Raw genomic sequence first — 13,123 nt, 5'->3', positions numbered from 1 at the left:
TTTAGCGGTCATGCATTTTTGGCGGTTTTCCGCATCGCCTGATCTTTTCCGAAACCTGATTCCCTTCGGGATCATGCTTCGGGAGCCTCACATATCGACAACCACGCGGCCCCTGATCTTGCCCTCGACGATGTCATGGGCGGCGGTGATGATGCCGTCGAAGCCGATGGTCGTCGAGAGGCCGGCGAGCTTCTTGAGATCAAGATCGCTGCCGATGCGGCGCCAGGCTTCCAGCCGCACAGCCTTTGGCGCCATCACTGAATCGATGCCGAGCAGCGAGACGCCGCGCAGGATGAACGGGGCGACGCTCGACGGCAGATCCATGCCACCCGCCAGGCCGCAGGCGGCGACCGCGCCGCCATAGGCAGTCATCGACAGCACATTGGCCAGCGTGTGGCTGCCGACGGCATCGATGCCGCCGGCCCAGCGCTCCTTGGCCAGCGGCTTGGCCGGCTGGGAGAGTTCCTCACGCGAAATCACTTCGGCGGCACCGAGGTCGATCAGATAGGGGCTCTCGGCGTTGCGGCCGGTCGAGGCGATGACGTGATAGCCAAGGCTGGACAGGATCGAGACCGCGACCGACCCAACGCCGCCGGCCGCACCCGTCACCACCACCGGGCCGCGATCCGGCAGGATGCCGTGCCGCTCCAGCGCCATGACGCTGAGCATGGCCGTATAGCCGGCGGTGCCGACCGCCATCGCATCGTGCGCGCTGATGCCGTCGGGCAACGGCACCAGCCAGTCGCCGTTGACGCGCGCGCGCCCGGCATAGGCGCCGAAATGCGTCTCGCCGACGCCCCAGCCATTGAGGATGACCTTGTCGCCCTTGCGCCAGTCGGCATGCGATGAGGAGAGGACGGTTCCGGCGAAATCGATGCCCGGCACCAGCGGCCAGCGGCGGATCACTGGCGCTTTCCCAGTGATGGCCAGCCCGTCCTTGTAGTTGACCGTCGTCGCCTCGACGGCGACAGTGACGTCGCCTTCCATCAGATCGGCTTCGCCGAAATCGACGACCTCCACCGACTGTTTCTTTTCGGCGTCGCGCGAAACGAGGATGGCTTTGAAGGTTTCAGGCATCTCTTCTCCTCGGCTTCGCAAAGGCTGGCGGTCGGCATTGGCTGGCTCTGGCCGAACTGTGCGGCGACCGTCCGGCGAGGTCAATTGGTCAAAAGAGTCGGGCCGTCAGGCTTCTGGGCCTTGCGGCTTGGCCTCGCGCCGCCAGCCGATGAACTCGTCGAAGACGACCAGCGCCGCGCCGACCGAAATGAAGGCATCGGCAAGGTTGAAGACGGCGAAGGACCATACCGGCGTGTGGAACAATATATAGTCGATGACGTGGCCGTAGACGGCGCGGTCGATCAGATTGCCGATCGCGCCGCCGATGATCAGGGCAAAGCCGATGCGGGCCAGCACATGGCCGGAGGGCGTGCGCGTCGCCAGATAAAGCACGAAGGCAACGACCACGACCGCGATGACGACCAGGCCGGTGTCGCCGAAGGACGAGAACATCGAGAAGGCGATGCCGGTATTGTAGGTGCGAAACAGCGCCAGGAATGGCACCAGGTCGAGCTTTTCCTGGAAGACGAGGCCGGTCTCGATCAGATGCTTTATCCACTGGTCTAGCGCGATTGCCACCACCACCAGCAGCGCATAGGGAGACCATGATTTCACGATGTGGCGTCCTCGGGGGCAAGTTTCAGCGCGCCGCGCCGGATCTCGAACAGCATGATTCCGGTGGCGACCGCCAAATTGAGTGAATCGGCGCGGCCGGCCTGCGGAATCCGCAGCAGCCGGTCGCAGCTTTCCGCCAGATTGTCGGGCAGGCCCTGCTGCTCATTGCCCATCATCAAGAGCACCGGTCCTCGGGAGAAATCGACCGAGCGGTAGTCGACCGCACCCTTCAGATGGGTGCCGACCACCAGGCCCGAGAAGCTGTTTCGCCAAGCCAGAAATGCTTCCGGCGTCGCCTTGGTCACCGGCACGGCGAAGATCGAGCCCATGGTGGCGCGCACGGTCTCGACAGAAAAAGGATCGGTAGTCTCGCCGACCAGGATGACGCCCTTGGCGCCGACGGCATCGACGGTGCGGATGACGGTGCCGAGATTGCCGGGATCGCGCACCCGGTCGAGCGCCACCCAGACGTCGCCGTCGTGAGCGCGGATGTCTCTTAGCGGCAGCAGTTTTTGCCGGAAGACGCCGACCACCATTTGCGGATTGTCACGGCGGGTGATGGCGACCAGCACTTTTTCGGACACTTCGAGCACGGTGCCGCCGGCGGCAACCGTGCGCGCCGCCACCTTTTCGACCGCCGCATTGCCGCGTCCGGCCTTGGCGAAAACCAGCGTCCTGATCGACCAGCCGAGGTCGAGGGCGTCGATGACCAGCTTCAGCCCTTCGGCCATGAAGGCGTTCTGCTGGTCGCGGAATTTCTTCTGGGCGAGCGCCTTGATGTCCTTGATCAGCGGATTGGCAAGGCTGGTGACTTCCTTGACCTGCCCGGGCGCGCCGATGTGCCGCTCATTCATTCGGGACTCCCGGGCATTCAGGTCTCCGGGGCATTCAGGCCACCCAGCGCGAAAACAGCGATGTCGACAGCGCCCGCCCGGCGGACTGCTCGCGGATGATCAGTTCGCCTGATTTAACCGTGCCGCCCATGCCGGCAAAGGTGTCGCGCATCAAGGCATGGATGGCGAAGAAGGAGGCGCGGATGGAATAGGCGGTCAGCACCACGGTGAGCGGTTTCGGCGTCAGGATCGCGCGGCAAAGATCGGTCAGGCCGGGCAGGTCCTCGAACAATTGCCAGACCTCGCCCTTGGGGCCGCGGCCATAGGCGGGCGGGTCGAACAGGATGATGTCGTAGCGGCTGCCGCGGCGCTCTTCGCGCTCGGCGAATTTCACAGCATCGTCGACGATCCAGCGGATCGGCTTGCTGCCGAGACCGGCCATTTCCTGGTTTTCGCGCGCCCAGCCGACCGCCTTCTTGGAGGCATCGACATGGGTGACCTCGGCGCCGGCACGGGCGGCCACCAGAGACGCGAGCCCGGTATAGCCGAACAGGTTCAGCACCTTGACCGGGCGCTTGGCCGCCACGATCTGGCTGGCCATATGGTCCCAGTGCGAAGCCTGCTCGGGGAAGACGCCGACATGGCGAAACGAGGTGAAGCGGCCGAGATAGTCGATGCCGTCATGCCTCATCGGCCAGGTCTCGCCCAGCGGCACCTTCGGAAAACGCCAGCGGCCGATGCCTTCTTCGTCGGTATCGCCGGTGAAGATGGCGTCGGCTCGGTCCCAGTCCCTGGCGGGCAAGGCCTTTTGCCAGATCGCCTGTCCCTCGGGCCGCACGATGCGGTAGGGGCCGTATTGTTCGAGCTTTTCGCCGGCGCCGCTGTCGAGCAGTGCATAATCCTGATTTGGCGCAACTTCGAGGATCACCGGCAGGCGCTCAGTGGGCAGGACGCCTTCGCGACGCGCCAGGATACGGGGGGCGGGCTTCGGATCAGACCGGTCGTCCGGTTTTGTTTCGTGGCGTGGCTGTCTGGCTTCGGGTCGGACTGGTACGGTGCCCGGCTGCGGCCGCGCGTGTTCGGTCCTGCCCTTTGCGGGCGGACGGTTGTCGCGGCGTTTGTCGCGAAAAGACTTCAAGCAGGAGCGTCTCCGGAGGCGGCAGGCCGCTTTTGACATAGGGTCACCGGCTGCGCAAACAAAATGGTCCAGCGTGCGAATGTCTGAGGTGGTGGACCTCGCTGAGGAAACAGGCAAATCTGGAATCATGTCCCGTTCCGAACGCCTGCTCGACTTGATCCAGATCCTGCGCCGGCATCGCCGGCCGGTGAGCGGTCGCACGCTTGCCGGCGAGATGGACGTTTCGATCCGAACGCTCTACCGCGACATTGCCACGCTGCAGGGGCAAGGCGCGCCGATCGAGGGCGAGGCTGGGCTGGGCTATGTGCTGAAACCCGGCTTCATGCTGCCGCCGCTGATGTTCACCGACGAGGAGATCGAGGCCATCGTTCTGGGATCGCGTTGGGTTGCCAGACAACCGGACAAGCGGCTGTCGGCCGCCGCCACCGACGCGCTGGCCAAGATCGCCGCTGTGCTGCCGGATGATCTGCGCGAGGACCTCGATGCGACCGCGCTTTTGGTCGGGCCGCACGGCGATGCTGTCGAAAGCATCGACCTTGGCCTGGTGCGCCAGGCGATCCGCAACGAGAGAAAACTCGGCTTTCTTTACCGCGACGCCGGCGGCGCCGCCTCCGAGCGCTTGATCTGGCCATTCGCGCTCGGCTTTTTCGACAAGGTGCGGGTGGTGGTGGCCTGGTGCGAGACGCGGCAGGATTTCAGACATTTTCGCGCCGACCGGATGTCGGGGCTCAACACCACGTATATCCGCTATCCGCGTCGTCGGCAGGCGCTGCTGAAGGAATGGCGCGCGACGCTGGACGCACCGAAGCGCCAGCCTGGCGCTTAATGCTCCTTTCCACGCGCCCACAAGACGCTGCTGCCAGAATCTGACAGTGGGGTCACCTATGCTCCTCCAATCGAAACCCTGGAGAGCAGACATGAACACCCCCAATTTCGTCATCCTTTATGTCGACAGTCCGGAGCGGAGCGGCGCCTTCTACGGTGCGCTGCTGGGACGCCAGCCGGTGGAGACGTCGCCGACCTTCGTGCTGTTCGTGCTCGACAATGGCTTCAAGCTCGGCCTGTGGTCGCGCCACACGGTGGAGCCGTCGGCCGCGGCCGCGGGCGGCGGTGCGGAGCTCGTCTTCGCGTTGGACCGGCCTGATGCGGTGGACGCCGCCTACACGGACTGGGCAGGACGCGGCTTGACCGTTCTGCAGACGCCGACCGACATGGACTTCGGCCGCACCTTCGTTGCGCTCGATCCCGACAAGCACCGGCTGCGCGTCTACTGGCTGAACGACGGAGAACAGGCCAATGGGGAACAGGCCAATGGAGAACAGAAATGAGTGCGCACTGGATCGCGGTCGCTTCCGCCGAACATGTCCGGCGCGGCCGCGAGGCCGGCTTCATGCAGGTCAACCACGGCAAGGCGGCACCTTTGCGCCGCATCAAGCCCGGCGACGGCATCATCTACTACTCGCCGACCACAATTCTGCGCGAGAAGGACGGCCTGCAGGCCTTCACGGCAGTCGGCACCGTGCGCGAAGGCGAGCCTTATCAGGGCGACATGGGCGGTGGCTTCACGCCGTTCCGCAGGGATGTCGAATGGGCCAAGGCCGAGGAGGCGCCGATCAAGCCGCTGCTCGAGCAGCTCGACTTCACCGCGGGCAAATCGAACTGGGGTTATCAACTGCGCTTTGGCCTGTTCGAAATTACGGCGCATGATTTCGCGCTGATCGCCGAGGCGATGGGCGCTGCCATGAAGGCAGGCTGGAAGCATCCAGCCGCCGGATCGGCAAGGCACCGTGACAAGGCTGCTGACACCAAGTTGTCAGCAGCCTTGTGCGACAAGCGATTGTCTTCAGATAGCGTCGCGCTTGCCCCAGGAGAATAAGATGGACTTCGTCTCGATCCGCATCATTACCGATCAGATCAAGCCCTTGGTGGCATTCTACGACACGATCACCGGGCTTACCGCAACCTGGTTCACAGACGATTTCGCCGAACTGGCAACGCCGTCCTGCACACTGGCGATCGGCAGCACCCGCACGCTGGCCCTGTTCGGAACTGATGTGGCGCAGCCGGCCGCCAATCGCTCAGCGATCATCGAGTTTCGCGTCGCCGATGTTGATGCTGAGTACAGCAGGCTGGCGAAAATTATCGGCGATTTCGTACAGACGCCGACGACGATGCCATGGGGTAACCGGTCGCTGCTGCTGCGCGATCCCGATGGCAATCTGGTGAACTTCTTCACCCCGGTCAGCGCGGAAGCGATCAGGAAGTTCGATCGCAGAACCGGCGCAGACGCTACTGCTTGAGCGCGTTGTAGACGGCAATGCCGGCGGCAAGGTCCTCAAGCGCGGCGCCGACCGACTTGAACAGCGTGACCTCAGTGGGGCTCTGCCGGCCCTGTTTTTCCCCGCGCGCCAGCTCATGCAGATCGGCGACGATGGCTTCCGGCTTCAGCACGCCGGAGGCGAGCGGCTGGACGATGTCGCCGGCTTCCTTGGTGGCGCCGGCGCGGGTGTCGACATAGACGCGGGCGCGCGCGATCGCGTCGTCGTCGCTCTCGCGCATGGTCGGCGTGAAGCCGCCGACCAGATCGACATGCGCGCCCGGCTTGAGCAGCGCACCCTTGACCAGCGGCGTCGTCGTGATCGTCGCCGATGAGACGATGTCGGCCTCGGCGAGTTCGGCGTCGAGATCGCTTGCGGCCTCGGCGTTGAAACCGTCCGCGCGCAAATCAGCCGCGACCTTTTCGGCATTGGCGGGCGTGCGGTTCCAAATGCGGATGGTCTTGATCGGCCGCACCGCGGAGTGCGCCTTGGCGAGGAACGGCGACAGCGCGCCGGCGCCGACCACCAGAAGCTGCGATGCGTCCTCGCGGGCGAGATAGGAGACGGCCAGCGCCGAGGCGCAAGCGGTGCGCCACTGTGTCAGCCGTTGGCCGTCGATCAGCGCTTCGGGCTCGCCGGTGGTGCCGTTGAGCAGGAGGTAGAGCCCCATCACCGCCGGTTTGCCGATGGCGTTGTTGTCGGGCGATACGGTGACGATCTTGACGCCGATATGACCCCCGACCGATGTGCCGGCCGCATGGAAGTCGGTCCACGCCGGCATCAAAAGCAGCGTGGATGTGGCACCGTCGGGCCGCTCGACCCCGTGATGATGGCGGACGGGTTGCACAGCACCCTCGCGGAAGGCCGCGCGCAATGTCTCGACCAGCCCGGGAAAGGTCAGCGCCTGGTCGACAGCGTCGGCCGAAATGGTCAGCATGCAAAACTCCGCGAAGATAAAAGCGCCGGCTTCAGGCCGTTGGCTTCGGCAGCGCCGGCCCGGTGGCCGCGCCCTGCTGCACGGCGGGTATACGGCTGACCGCCTGGCGCAAATTCTCGGCCTCGACCCCGCGCTGGCGCGCCAGCTTGCGGTAGCGGCCCTGCTTGACCCAGGTCGCCAGGCTGCCGACGACCATGCCGATGGCGAGCGCCACGAACAGGAAGATGAACAGCGGCAAGGTCAGCGTCAGTTTCGGATTGCCGGGGTTGAACGGGTCGAGCGTGAAGGCGACCAGCTCGCGGTTGGCGACGGCCAGCGCAATCAGGATGACGGCGAGCGGCACGAAGACCACGATAAGTATGAAGCGGTTCAACATAGAAATTCCCTGGAGAAGGCAGGCCTTGATAAGGTCGGCGCGTGGTCCGCGCCTACTTGCCGCCATTCAGCCTTTCACGCAATTCCTTGCCGGTCTTGAAGAACGGCACCCACTTCTCCTCGACCTCGACGGATTCGCCGGTGCGCGGGTTGCGGCCGGTGCGGGCAGGGCGATTTTTCACCGAAAAAGCGCCGAAGCCACGCAACTCGACCCGATTGCCTTCCGCCAGGGCATCGGTGATCTCGTCGAAGATCGCTCCCACGATGTTTTCGACGTCGCGCAGGAAAAGATGCGGGTTGCGCGTGGCAATGATCTGCACAAGCTCGGATTTGATCATCAGAAAGGTCCCCGTGAAAGCGCTGCGGTCAAATTATCAGGATGATTTTATTTGCTTTTTTACTCGCCCCAACCGGCAGATCAAGGGTGCCAGACGGAAACGAGACCGTCAAGAAACAAGCGATCCGCGCCAATTTCGTGAAGCACGTCGCTGCCGGCCTCCGACAGGCCGAGCGCGCTGCCGACGCTGCGCGCTATTGCTTTCGAGAACAGGAAGCCGCCACGCCGCTCGGTGTCCTTCCATTCCACCACCTTGAGCTTGGCGTCGACACCCTTGGTCGCCAGCCAGTCGATCGCCACGCTCTCGCCGCCGACAGCGTCGATCAGACCGTTGGCAAGGCCCTGGCGGCCGGTGAAGATCGAGCCGTCGGCAAGGGCCAGTGCCTGATCGCGGGTCATTTTGCGGCGCTCGGCGACGATGCCGACGAACCAGTCATAGCTGTCGAGGATGAGCTTGCGGACCATGGCTCGCTCGTCTTCATTGGTCGGCTTGAAGGGCGAGGGCGATGCCTTCAGCGGCGAGGATTTCACTTCCTCGAGCTTGATGCCGACCTTGTCCATCAGACCGCTGACATCGGGATACTGGATGAGCACACCGATCGAGCCGACGATCGACGTCTTGCGGGCAACAATATGGTCGCTGGCGCTGGCGATCATGTAGCCGGCCGATGCGGCCAGCGTGCCGACCTCGGCCACCACCGGCTTGTCGGCGGCAAGCTTGCGCACCTCCTCGTAGATCGATTCGCCGCCGACCGTTGTGCCTCCGGGCGAATCGATCGCCAGGATGACGCCCTTGACCTGCGGGGATGTGCGGATGGTTTCCAGCCGCTTGATCAGTTCCTCGTCCTCGGTGATGGTGCCTTCGATCCTGACCTTGGCGATGTGGTCGACGGAAGAACCGCCGAGGTCGCCCCCATAGAACCAGCTTGCAAGCGCAATCACCCCAAGGGCCACGATGGCAATGGCGGCGCCGCGCCAGAAGGTCAGCTTGCGCCGCAAGCGGCGGCGGTCGATCAGGTCGTCGGCTCTCAGTGCCATGGTCTGCCTCACAGTCGGTGGGAAGCGATGCTTTTAAAGCAAGCGTCCGCGCCCGGCTACCTCTTCCTCAAGAGCCTGCGACGAAGCGACCTTCACGACGGAGGCATTTCAGGAAAAAATGACGCGGCGCGTTCGTTTCTGCTATGAAGTGACGAAATTGTGTCGCCTGAGTTCCGTCTGTAAAACAGCGGCCGTCACATTTTTGCGGTTTTCCTCCGCTTGTGCTTGCTTGCGGGGGCCGGCAACCCACCTATAGCAGGTGTTTTGGCGGACAAGGGTTTATTAGAAGTCAGTCATGCTTGCGCGATCGAACGAACCGACCAATGCCGATGCGGCCTTGGCGCCCACGGCGCCAGCGGGCACGCGCGGCGACGCCTTCGACCGCGCCCAGCGCCACTCGCGCCGCGTGCGCGTGCTTAAGTTTGCCGTGCCGGTGCTTGCCGCCGGGATCGCGGTTGCGTTTCCGGTCTATTCCTATCTGGCGGCGCCGATCAACATTTCGATACAGGCAGACGGCACCGCTTTCGCGGATGGCAAGCTGGTGATGGCCAATCCGAAGCTCAACGGCTTCACCAAGGACAAGCTGCCCTATTCGCTGACGGCCTTGCGCGCCATCCAGGATGTCGGCAAGCAGGACATCATCGAACTCGAAGGCATCCATGCCAAATTGCCGCTGACGGCCGACAATGTGGCGACCGTCGACGCCAAGCGCGGGATCTACAACAGAAACGCCAACACGATGGACATGACCAGCGACGTTACCGTCACCACCACCGACGGCGTCGCTGCCATCTTCAAATCGGTCTTCCTCGATATGGGCAAAGGCTCTATGAAGACAGGTGATGCGGTCGATGTCAGCCGTAACGGCTCGCGGATCACCGCGGGTTCAATGTCGGTCGAAGACAATGGCAAGGTCATCGTTTTCGAGAACAAGGTAAGCGTTCACATCGATCCGGCCACTATGAAGGCGGCAGAGGCAAAGAGCGGAGAAACGAATGCGTCCCAGTAATTCGGCACGGCTAGTCGCCGCAGCTTCGGCCTTGCTGTTGCTGGGTATGGCGCCGTCCTGGGCTCAGTCCAGCGCCAGCAGCCAGTCCGGGCTCAAACTGTCGGGCGACCAGCCGATCCAGATCGAGAGCGACAAACTTGAGGTCCGCCAGGCCGACAGCATGGCGCTGTTCAGCGGCAACGTCACCGTCACGCAAGGGCCAACGCTGCTCAAGGCCGGCAGCATGGAGGTCTACTACGTCAAGGACCCCAACGCCGCCAAAGGTGCTGCCGCCGGCGCTTCGGCGATGACCGGTTCGGCCAATATCGACCATCTGGTGGTCAAGAACAAAGTCTACATCAAGTCGAATGACCAGATCGCAACCGGCGACAACGCCACGTTCGACATGAAGACGCAGGTGCTAGTTCTGTCGGGCAAGGAGGTCGTCTTGTCCCAAGGACCCAACGTCCTTAAGGGCTGCAAGCTCACCGTGCAGATGAAAAGCGGCCTTGCTCAGGTCGATGGCTGCGGCGGGCGCGTCATCATGTCGATGACGCCGCCACCGAAATCCGAGGCCCCGAAGCCCGAATGACTGGCGTGTCTTCGCTGCTGACCCGCCTTCCGGGACGGGCGGCCAGTAAACTTGCAGCACCGGCCACAGTCACCGTTGATTCCTCGAAGTTCAAGGGCACCCTGATCGCCAAGGGTCTGACCAAGAGCTACAAGGGCCGCAGGGTGGTCAGCGGTGTCACCATCGGCGTGCGCGCCGGCGAGGCTGTCGGGCTGCTCGGGCCGAACGGCGCCGGCAAGACCACCTGTTTCTACATGGTCACCGGCTTGGTGCCGGTCGATGAGGGCACGATCGAGATCGACGGTTTCGACGTCACCTCGATGCCGATGTACCGCCGCGCCCGCCTCGGCATCGGCTATTTGCCGCAGGAAGCCTCGATCTTCCGCGGCCTGAATGTCGAGCAGAACATCCGCGCCGTGCTCGAAGTGGTTGAGAAGGACCGCAAGGTGCGCGAGCGCAATCTCGACGAACTGCTCGAGGAATTTCACATCAGCCATCTGCGGAAGTCGCCGTCCATGTCGCTGTCGGGTGGCGAGCGGCGGCGTCTTGAGATCGCCCGAGCTTTGGCGACGCGCCCGGCCTACATGCTGCTCGACGAGCCGTTCGCCGGCATCGACCCGATTGCCGTCGCCGACATCCAGCAACTGGTTCGTCATCTAACGGCGCGCGGCATCGGCGTGCTGATTACCGACCACAATGTGCGCGAAACGCTCGGCCTCATCGACCGCGCCTACATCATCCATGCCGGCCAGGTGCTGACTCATGGCCGTGCCGACGAGGTGGTGGCGAACCCCGATGTGCGCCGGCTCTACCTCGGCGAAGGTTTCACGCTCTGAGCGTGAAATTTGTTTCCTGACGTGATTTTTGCCGCCCCGCCGGGCTTTTTTCTCCGATTTTGCGTGAGATAATGCTTCGGTAGGGGCCTTTTGCCATCGTTCGCCTTGACAAGCAAAAGCCGGGCCAGTTTCTATGGAAGGTCGGAAAAATTCATTTTCCGGCAGCTTCTGATGTGTAGGCTTCCGGGTGCAGAAGGGCGTTTGAAACCGAACCATGGCGTTGGCGGCGAAACTACAGCTACGACAATCCCAGTCGCTGGTGATGACGCCGCAGCTGATGCAGTCGATCAGGCTGTTGCAGCTCACCCATGTCGAGCTCGACCACTTCATCGACGACGAGATCGAGCGCAATCCGCTGCTGGAGCGCGCCGAGCCCCAGGATGACGCCGCAAGCGACCAGGTGCAGAAGGGCGATGCCGCTCCTGAGCCTGCTGCCGATGGCGACTGGTTCGAAAACGAGACGGCGTGGAGCGCCGAAGCGATCTCCGACAAGCTCGACAGCTCGCTGGAAAATCTGTTCCCCGACGATCCCGGCACCAGCGAGCGGCTCGGTCCGGACCTGACGGCGCAGTGGAAGTCGGCCACCGGCAATAGTTCGTCCGGTTCTTCCGAAGGCTTCGACGTCGGCGACATGGCCGCCGCGGCGATCACGCTGCGCCAGCATGTCGGCGAGCAGATCGCGCTTGCCTTTGCCGATCCGGCCGCAAGGCTGATCGCAGCCGAACTGGCCGACGGCCTGGACGAGGCCGGCTATCTGCGCGCCGATCCCGCCGAGATCGCCAAACGGCTCGGCGCCGATCAGGCGGTGGTGGCCAAGGTGCTGGCAGCCTGCCACACATTCGAGCCGGTCGGCCTTTTTGCGCGCGACCTTGCCGAATGCCTGTCGCTGCAACTTGCCATGCGCGATCGTCTCGATCCGGCGATGAAAACGCTGATCGGCAACCTCGAACTCCTGGCGCGGCGCGATTTCCAGACGCTGAAGCGGCTTTGCGGGGTTGACGAGGAGGATCTTCTCGACATGCTGGCCGAAATCCGCGCGCTCGATCCGCGTCCGGGCACGGCATTTTCAGGCGGCGCCAGCGATGCCATCGTCGCCGATGTCGAAGTCCGTGCCGCCAATGACGGTAGCTGGACGGTCGAGCTCAATGCCGAGACGCTGCCGCGCGTGCTGGTCGATCACATCTATTTCGCCCAGGTCTCGCCGCATGCGAAGAATCAGGCGGAGAAGGATTTCCTGGCCGAATGCCTGCAGAATGCCAACTGGCTGACGCGGAGCCTCGACCAGCGGGCAAAGACGATCCTGAAAGTGGCGTCGGAAATCGTGCGCCAGCAGGACGCTTTTCTCGTCCATGGCGTGCGCCAGCTCAGGCCGCTCAACCTGCGCACGGTGGCCGATGCCATCGGCATGCATGAATCGACCGTCAGCCGGGTGACGGCCAACAAATACATGCTGACGCCGCGTGGCGTGTTCGAGCTGCGTTATTTCTTCACGGCTTCGATCGCGGCGTCGGGCGGCGGTGATGCGCATTCCTCGGAAGCGGTGCGCGACCGCATCAAGCAGCTGATCGACGAGGAAAAGCCCGCCGATGTGCTGTCCGATGACGCAATCGTCGATATGTTGAAGGAAAGCGGCGTCGATATTGCCCGGCGCACGGTGGCCAAGTACCGGGAGGGTATGAATATTCCCTCGTCGGTGCAGCGGCGGCGTGAAAAGCGCGCTCTGGCGAGCGCGGGGCGCTAGCTCTGCTTGCCCGGCAAGGCTTTTGCTATGGTTGGATTTCCACAACTTTCGACCTTAAAGCGCGTCGCGCTGAAACGGATTCATGCGACGCGCTTTAAGTCTTTGTTTTGATGCATGTCGTTGTCCCAGAACCGCAGCGCACTTCTGGGCGACATGCATTAATTGACAAGCTGCAATGAAGTGTCTAGAAGCCCGCCCGCATGAGACGGGCTCGCGGCCCGCATGCGGATGGTCCGTCACGATGAAGGCCACGGGACGGCCAAGAAGGCGGATTGTGATCAACCGGAAAGTTCGGATCTAAAATCGGCGCGAGTTGACGCCGCAAAGCTTGTGCGCACGG

16 protein-coding genes are annotated in these 13,123 nt (G+C 63.4%); 8 read left to right on the top strand and 8 right to left on the bottom strand.

Annotated features, from left to right (window positions below):
- Positions 1 to 87 precede the first annotated feature (87 nt).
- The 4 genes from acuI to ACYG9V_RS30270 all read right to left on the bottom strand — a co-directional run bounded on the left by acuI (position 88) and on the right by ACYG9V_RS30270 (position 3,642).
- A complete protein-coding gene (acuI, locus tag ACYG9V_RS30285; RefSeq protein WP_352543204.1) occupies positions 88 to 1,077 on the bottom strand; it encodes an acrylyl-CoA reductase (NADPH) in 990 nt (329 codons plus the stop codon).
- 105 nt (positions 1,078 to 1,182) lie between these two features.
- A complete protein-coding gene (gene lspA, locus ACYG9V_RS30280) occupies positions 1,183 to 1,671 on the bottom strand; it encodes a signal peptidase II (RefSeq protein WP_023669760.1) in 489 nt (162 codons plus the stop codon).
- A complete protein-coding gene (locus tag ACYG9V_RS30275) occupies positions 1,668 to 2,525 on the bottom strand; it encodes a TrmH family RNA methyltransferase (RefSeq protein WP_023733590.1) in 858 nt (285 codons plus the stop codon). The genes lspA and ACYG9V_RS30275 overlap by 4 nt, the downstream gene beginning before the upstream one ends.
- Before the next feature lie 34 nt (positions 2,526 to 2,559).
- A complete protein-coding gene (locus ACYG9V_RS30270; protein ID WP_460222059.1) occupies positions 2,560 to 3,642 on the bottom strand; it encodes a class I SAM-dependent methyltransferase in 1,083 nt (360 codons plus the stop codon).
- A gap of 127 nt (positions 3,643 to 3,769) precedes the next feature.
- Here ACYG9V_RS30270 and ACYG9V_RS30265 point away from each other — a divergent pair, with 127 nt between their 5' ends.
- The 4 genes from ACYG9V_RS30265 (at position 3,770) to ACYG9V_RS30250 (ending at position 5,942) form a co-directional block, all read left to right on the top strand.
- Positions 3,770 to 4,468, top strand: a complete 699-nt coding sequence (locus tag ACYG9V_RS30265) for a helix-turn-helix transcriptional regulator (RefSeq protein ID WP_023683063.1) — start codon at positions 3,770 to 3,772, stop codon at positions 4,466 to 4,468.
- 91 nt (positions 4,469 to 4,559) lie between these two features.
- Entirely contained in the window at positions 4,560 to 4,970 is a 411-nt protein-coding gene (locus ACYG9V_RS30260; protein WP_023683064.1) for a VOC family protein, read from the top strand.
- Complete coding sequence (locus tag ACYG9V_RS30255; RefSeq protein WP_023733588.1) at positions 4,967 to 5,518, top strand: EVE domain-containing protein; 552 nt, start codon at positions 4,967 to 4,969, stop codon at positions 5,516 to 5,518. The genes ACYG9V_RS30260 and ACYG9V_RS30255 overlap by 4 nt, the downstream gene beginning before the upstream one ends.
- A gap of 1 nt (position 5,519) precedes the next feature.
- Positions 5,520 to 5,942 (top strand): VOC family protein, encoded by a 423-nt coding sequence (locus tag ACYG9V_RS30250; RefSeq protein WP_023714120.1) that lies wholly within the window; start codon positions 5,520 to 5,522, stop codon positions 5,940 to 5,942.
- Here the strand turns inward: ACYG9V_RS30250 and lhpI are convergent.
- The 4 genes from lhpI to sppA all read right to left on the bottom strand — a co-directional run bounded on the left by lhpI (position 5,932) and on the right by sppA (position 8,647).
- Positions 5,932 to 6,897: a bifunctional Delta(1)-pyrroline-2-carboxylate/Delta(1)-piperideine-2-carboxylate reductase gene (lhpI, locus tag ACYG9V_RS30245; RefSeq protein ID WP_023691966.1), complete on the bottom strand. Its 966-nt coding sequence runs from the start codon at positions 6,895 to 6,897 to the stop codon at positions 5,932 to 5,934. The genes ACYG9V_RS30250 and lhpI overlap by 11 nt on opposite strands.
- 31 nt (positions 6,898 to 6,928) lie before the next feature.
- A complete protein-coding gene (locus ACYG9V_RS30240; protein ID WP_023691965.1) occupies positions 6,929 to 7,273 on the bottom strand; it encodes a lipopolysaccharide assembly protein LapA domain-containing protein in 345 nt (114 codons plus the stop codon).
- Between the two features lie 52 nt (positions 7,274 to 7,325).
- A complete protein-coding gene (locus ACYG9V_RS30235) occupies positions 7,326 to 7,610 on the bottom strand; it encodes an integration host factor subunit beta (protein ID WP_006200394.1) in 285 nt (94 codons plus the stop codon).
- 80 nt (positions 7,611 to 7,690) lie between these two features.
- Complete coding sequence (sppA, locus tag ACYG9V_RS30230; RefSeq protein WP_023686570.1) at positions 7,691 to 8,647, bottom strand: signal peptide peptidase SppA; 957 nt, start codon at positions 8,645 to 8,647, stop codon at positions 7,691 to 7,693.
- A 295-nt stretch (positions 8,648 to 8,942) separates the two neighbouring features.
- Between sppA and lptC the strand changes: the two genes are divergently transcribed.
- From lptC to rpoN, 4 genes are all read left to right on the top strand, one after another.
- Complete coding sequence (gene lptC / locus ACYG9V_RS30225) at positions 8,943 to 9,656, top strand: LPS export ABC transporter periplasmic protein LptC (protein ID WP_023669748.1); 714 nt, start codon at positions 8,943 to 8,945, stop codon at positions 9,654 to 9,656.
- A complete protein-coding gene (locus ACYG9V_RS30220; protein ID WP_023683069.1) occupies positions 9,643 to 10,227 on the top strand; it encodes an LptA/OstA family protein in 585 nt (194 codons plus the stop codon). Before lptC ends, ACYG9V_RS30220 begins: the two co-directional genes overlap by 14 nt.
- On the top strand, positions 10,224 to 11,042 hold the full coding sequence (gene lptB, locus ACYG9V_RS30215) for an LPS export ABC transporter ATP-binding protein (protein WP_027049737.1): 819 nt from the start codon (positions 10,224 to 10,226) through the stop codon (positions 11,040 to 11,042). The genes ACYG9V_RS30220 and lptB overlap by 4 nt, the downstream gene beginning before the upstream one ends.
- A 214-nt stretch (positions 11,043 to 11,256) precedes the next feature.
- A complete protein-coding gene (gene rpoN, locus ACYG9V_RS30210; protein WP_023735117.1) occupies positions 11,257 to 12,783 on the top strand; it encodes an RNA polymerase factor sigma-54 in 1,527 nt (508 codons plus the stop codon).
- Positions 12,784 to 13,123: the final 340 nt, after the last annotated feature.

Source organism: Mesorhizobium sp. W016, assembly GCF_054719485.1.
This window is presented reverse-complemented; position numbering and strand designations above follow the sequence as displayed.

Excerpts from the sequence above, each read along its gene's own strand:
- acuI (WP_352543204.1), bottom strand. The coding sequence starts at position 1,077 with ATGCCTGAAACCTTCAAAGCCATCCTCGTTTCGCGCGACGCCGAAAAG.
- ACYG9V_RS30275 (WP_023733590.1), bottom strand. The coding sequence starts at position 2,525 with ATGAATGAGCGGCACATCGGCGCGCCCGGGCAGGTCAAGGAAGTCACC.
- ACYG9V_RS30265 (WP_023683063.1), top strand. The coding sequence starts at position 3,770 with ATGTCCCGTTCCGAACGCCTGCTCGACTTGATCCAGATCCTGCGCCGG.
- ACYG9V_RS30260 (WP_023683064.1), top strand. The coding sequence starts at position 4,560 with ATGAACACCCCCAATTTCGTCATCCTTTATGTCGACAGTCCGGAGCGG.
- ACYG9V_RS30255 (WP_023733588.1), top strand. The coding sequence starts at position 4,967 with ATGAGTGCGCACTGGATCGCGGTCGCTTCCGCCGAACATGTCCGGCGC.
- ACYG9V_RS30250 (WP_023714120.1), top strand. The coding sequence starts at position 5,520 with ATGGACTTCGTCTCGATCCGCATCATTACCGATCAGATCAAGCCCTTG.
- lhpI (WP_023691966.1), bottom strand. The coding sequence starts at position 6,897 with ATGCTGACCATTTCGGCCGACGCTGTCGACCAGGCGCTGACCTTTCCC.
- ACYG9V_RS30240 (WP_023691965.1), bottom strand. The coding sequence starts at position 7,273 with ATGTTGAACCGCTTCATACTTATCGTGGTCTTCGTGCCGCTCGCCGTC.
- ACYG9V_RS30235 (WP_006200394.1), bottom strand. The coding sequence starts at position 7,610 with ATGATCAAATCCGAGCTTGTGCAGATCATTGCCACGCGCAACCCGCAT.
- sppA (WP_023686570.1), bottom strand. The coding sequence starts at position 8,647 with ATGGCACTGAGAGCCGACGACCTGATCGACCGCCGCCGCTTGCGGCGC.
- lptC (WP_023669748.1), top strand. The coding sequence starts at position 8,943 with ATGCTTGCGCGATCGAACGAACCGACCAATGCCGATGCGGCCTTGGCG.
- ACYG9V_RS30220 (WP_023683069.1), top strand. The coding sequence starts at position 9,643 with ATGCGTCCCAGTAATTCGGCACGGCTAGTCGCCGCAGCTTCGGCCTTG.
- lptB (WP_027049737.1), top strand. The coding sequence starts at position 10,224 with ATGACTGGCGTGTCTTCGCTGCTGACCCGCCTTCCGGGACGGGCGGCC.
- rpoN (WP_023735117.1), top strand. The coding sequence starts at position 11,257 with ATGGCGTTGGCGGCGAAACTACAGCTACGACAATCCCAGTCGCTGGTG.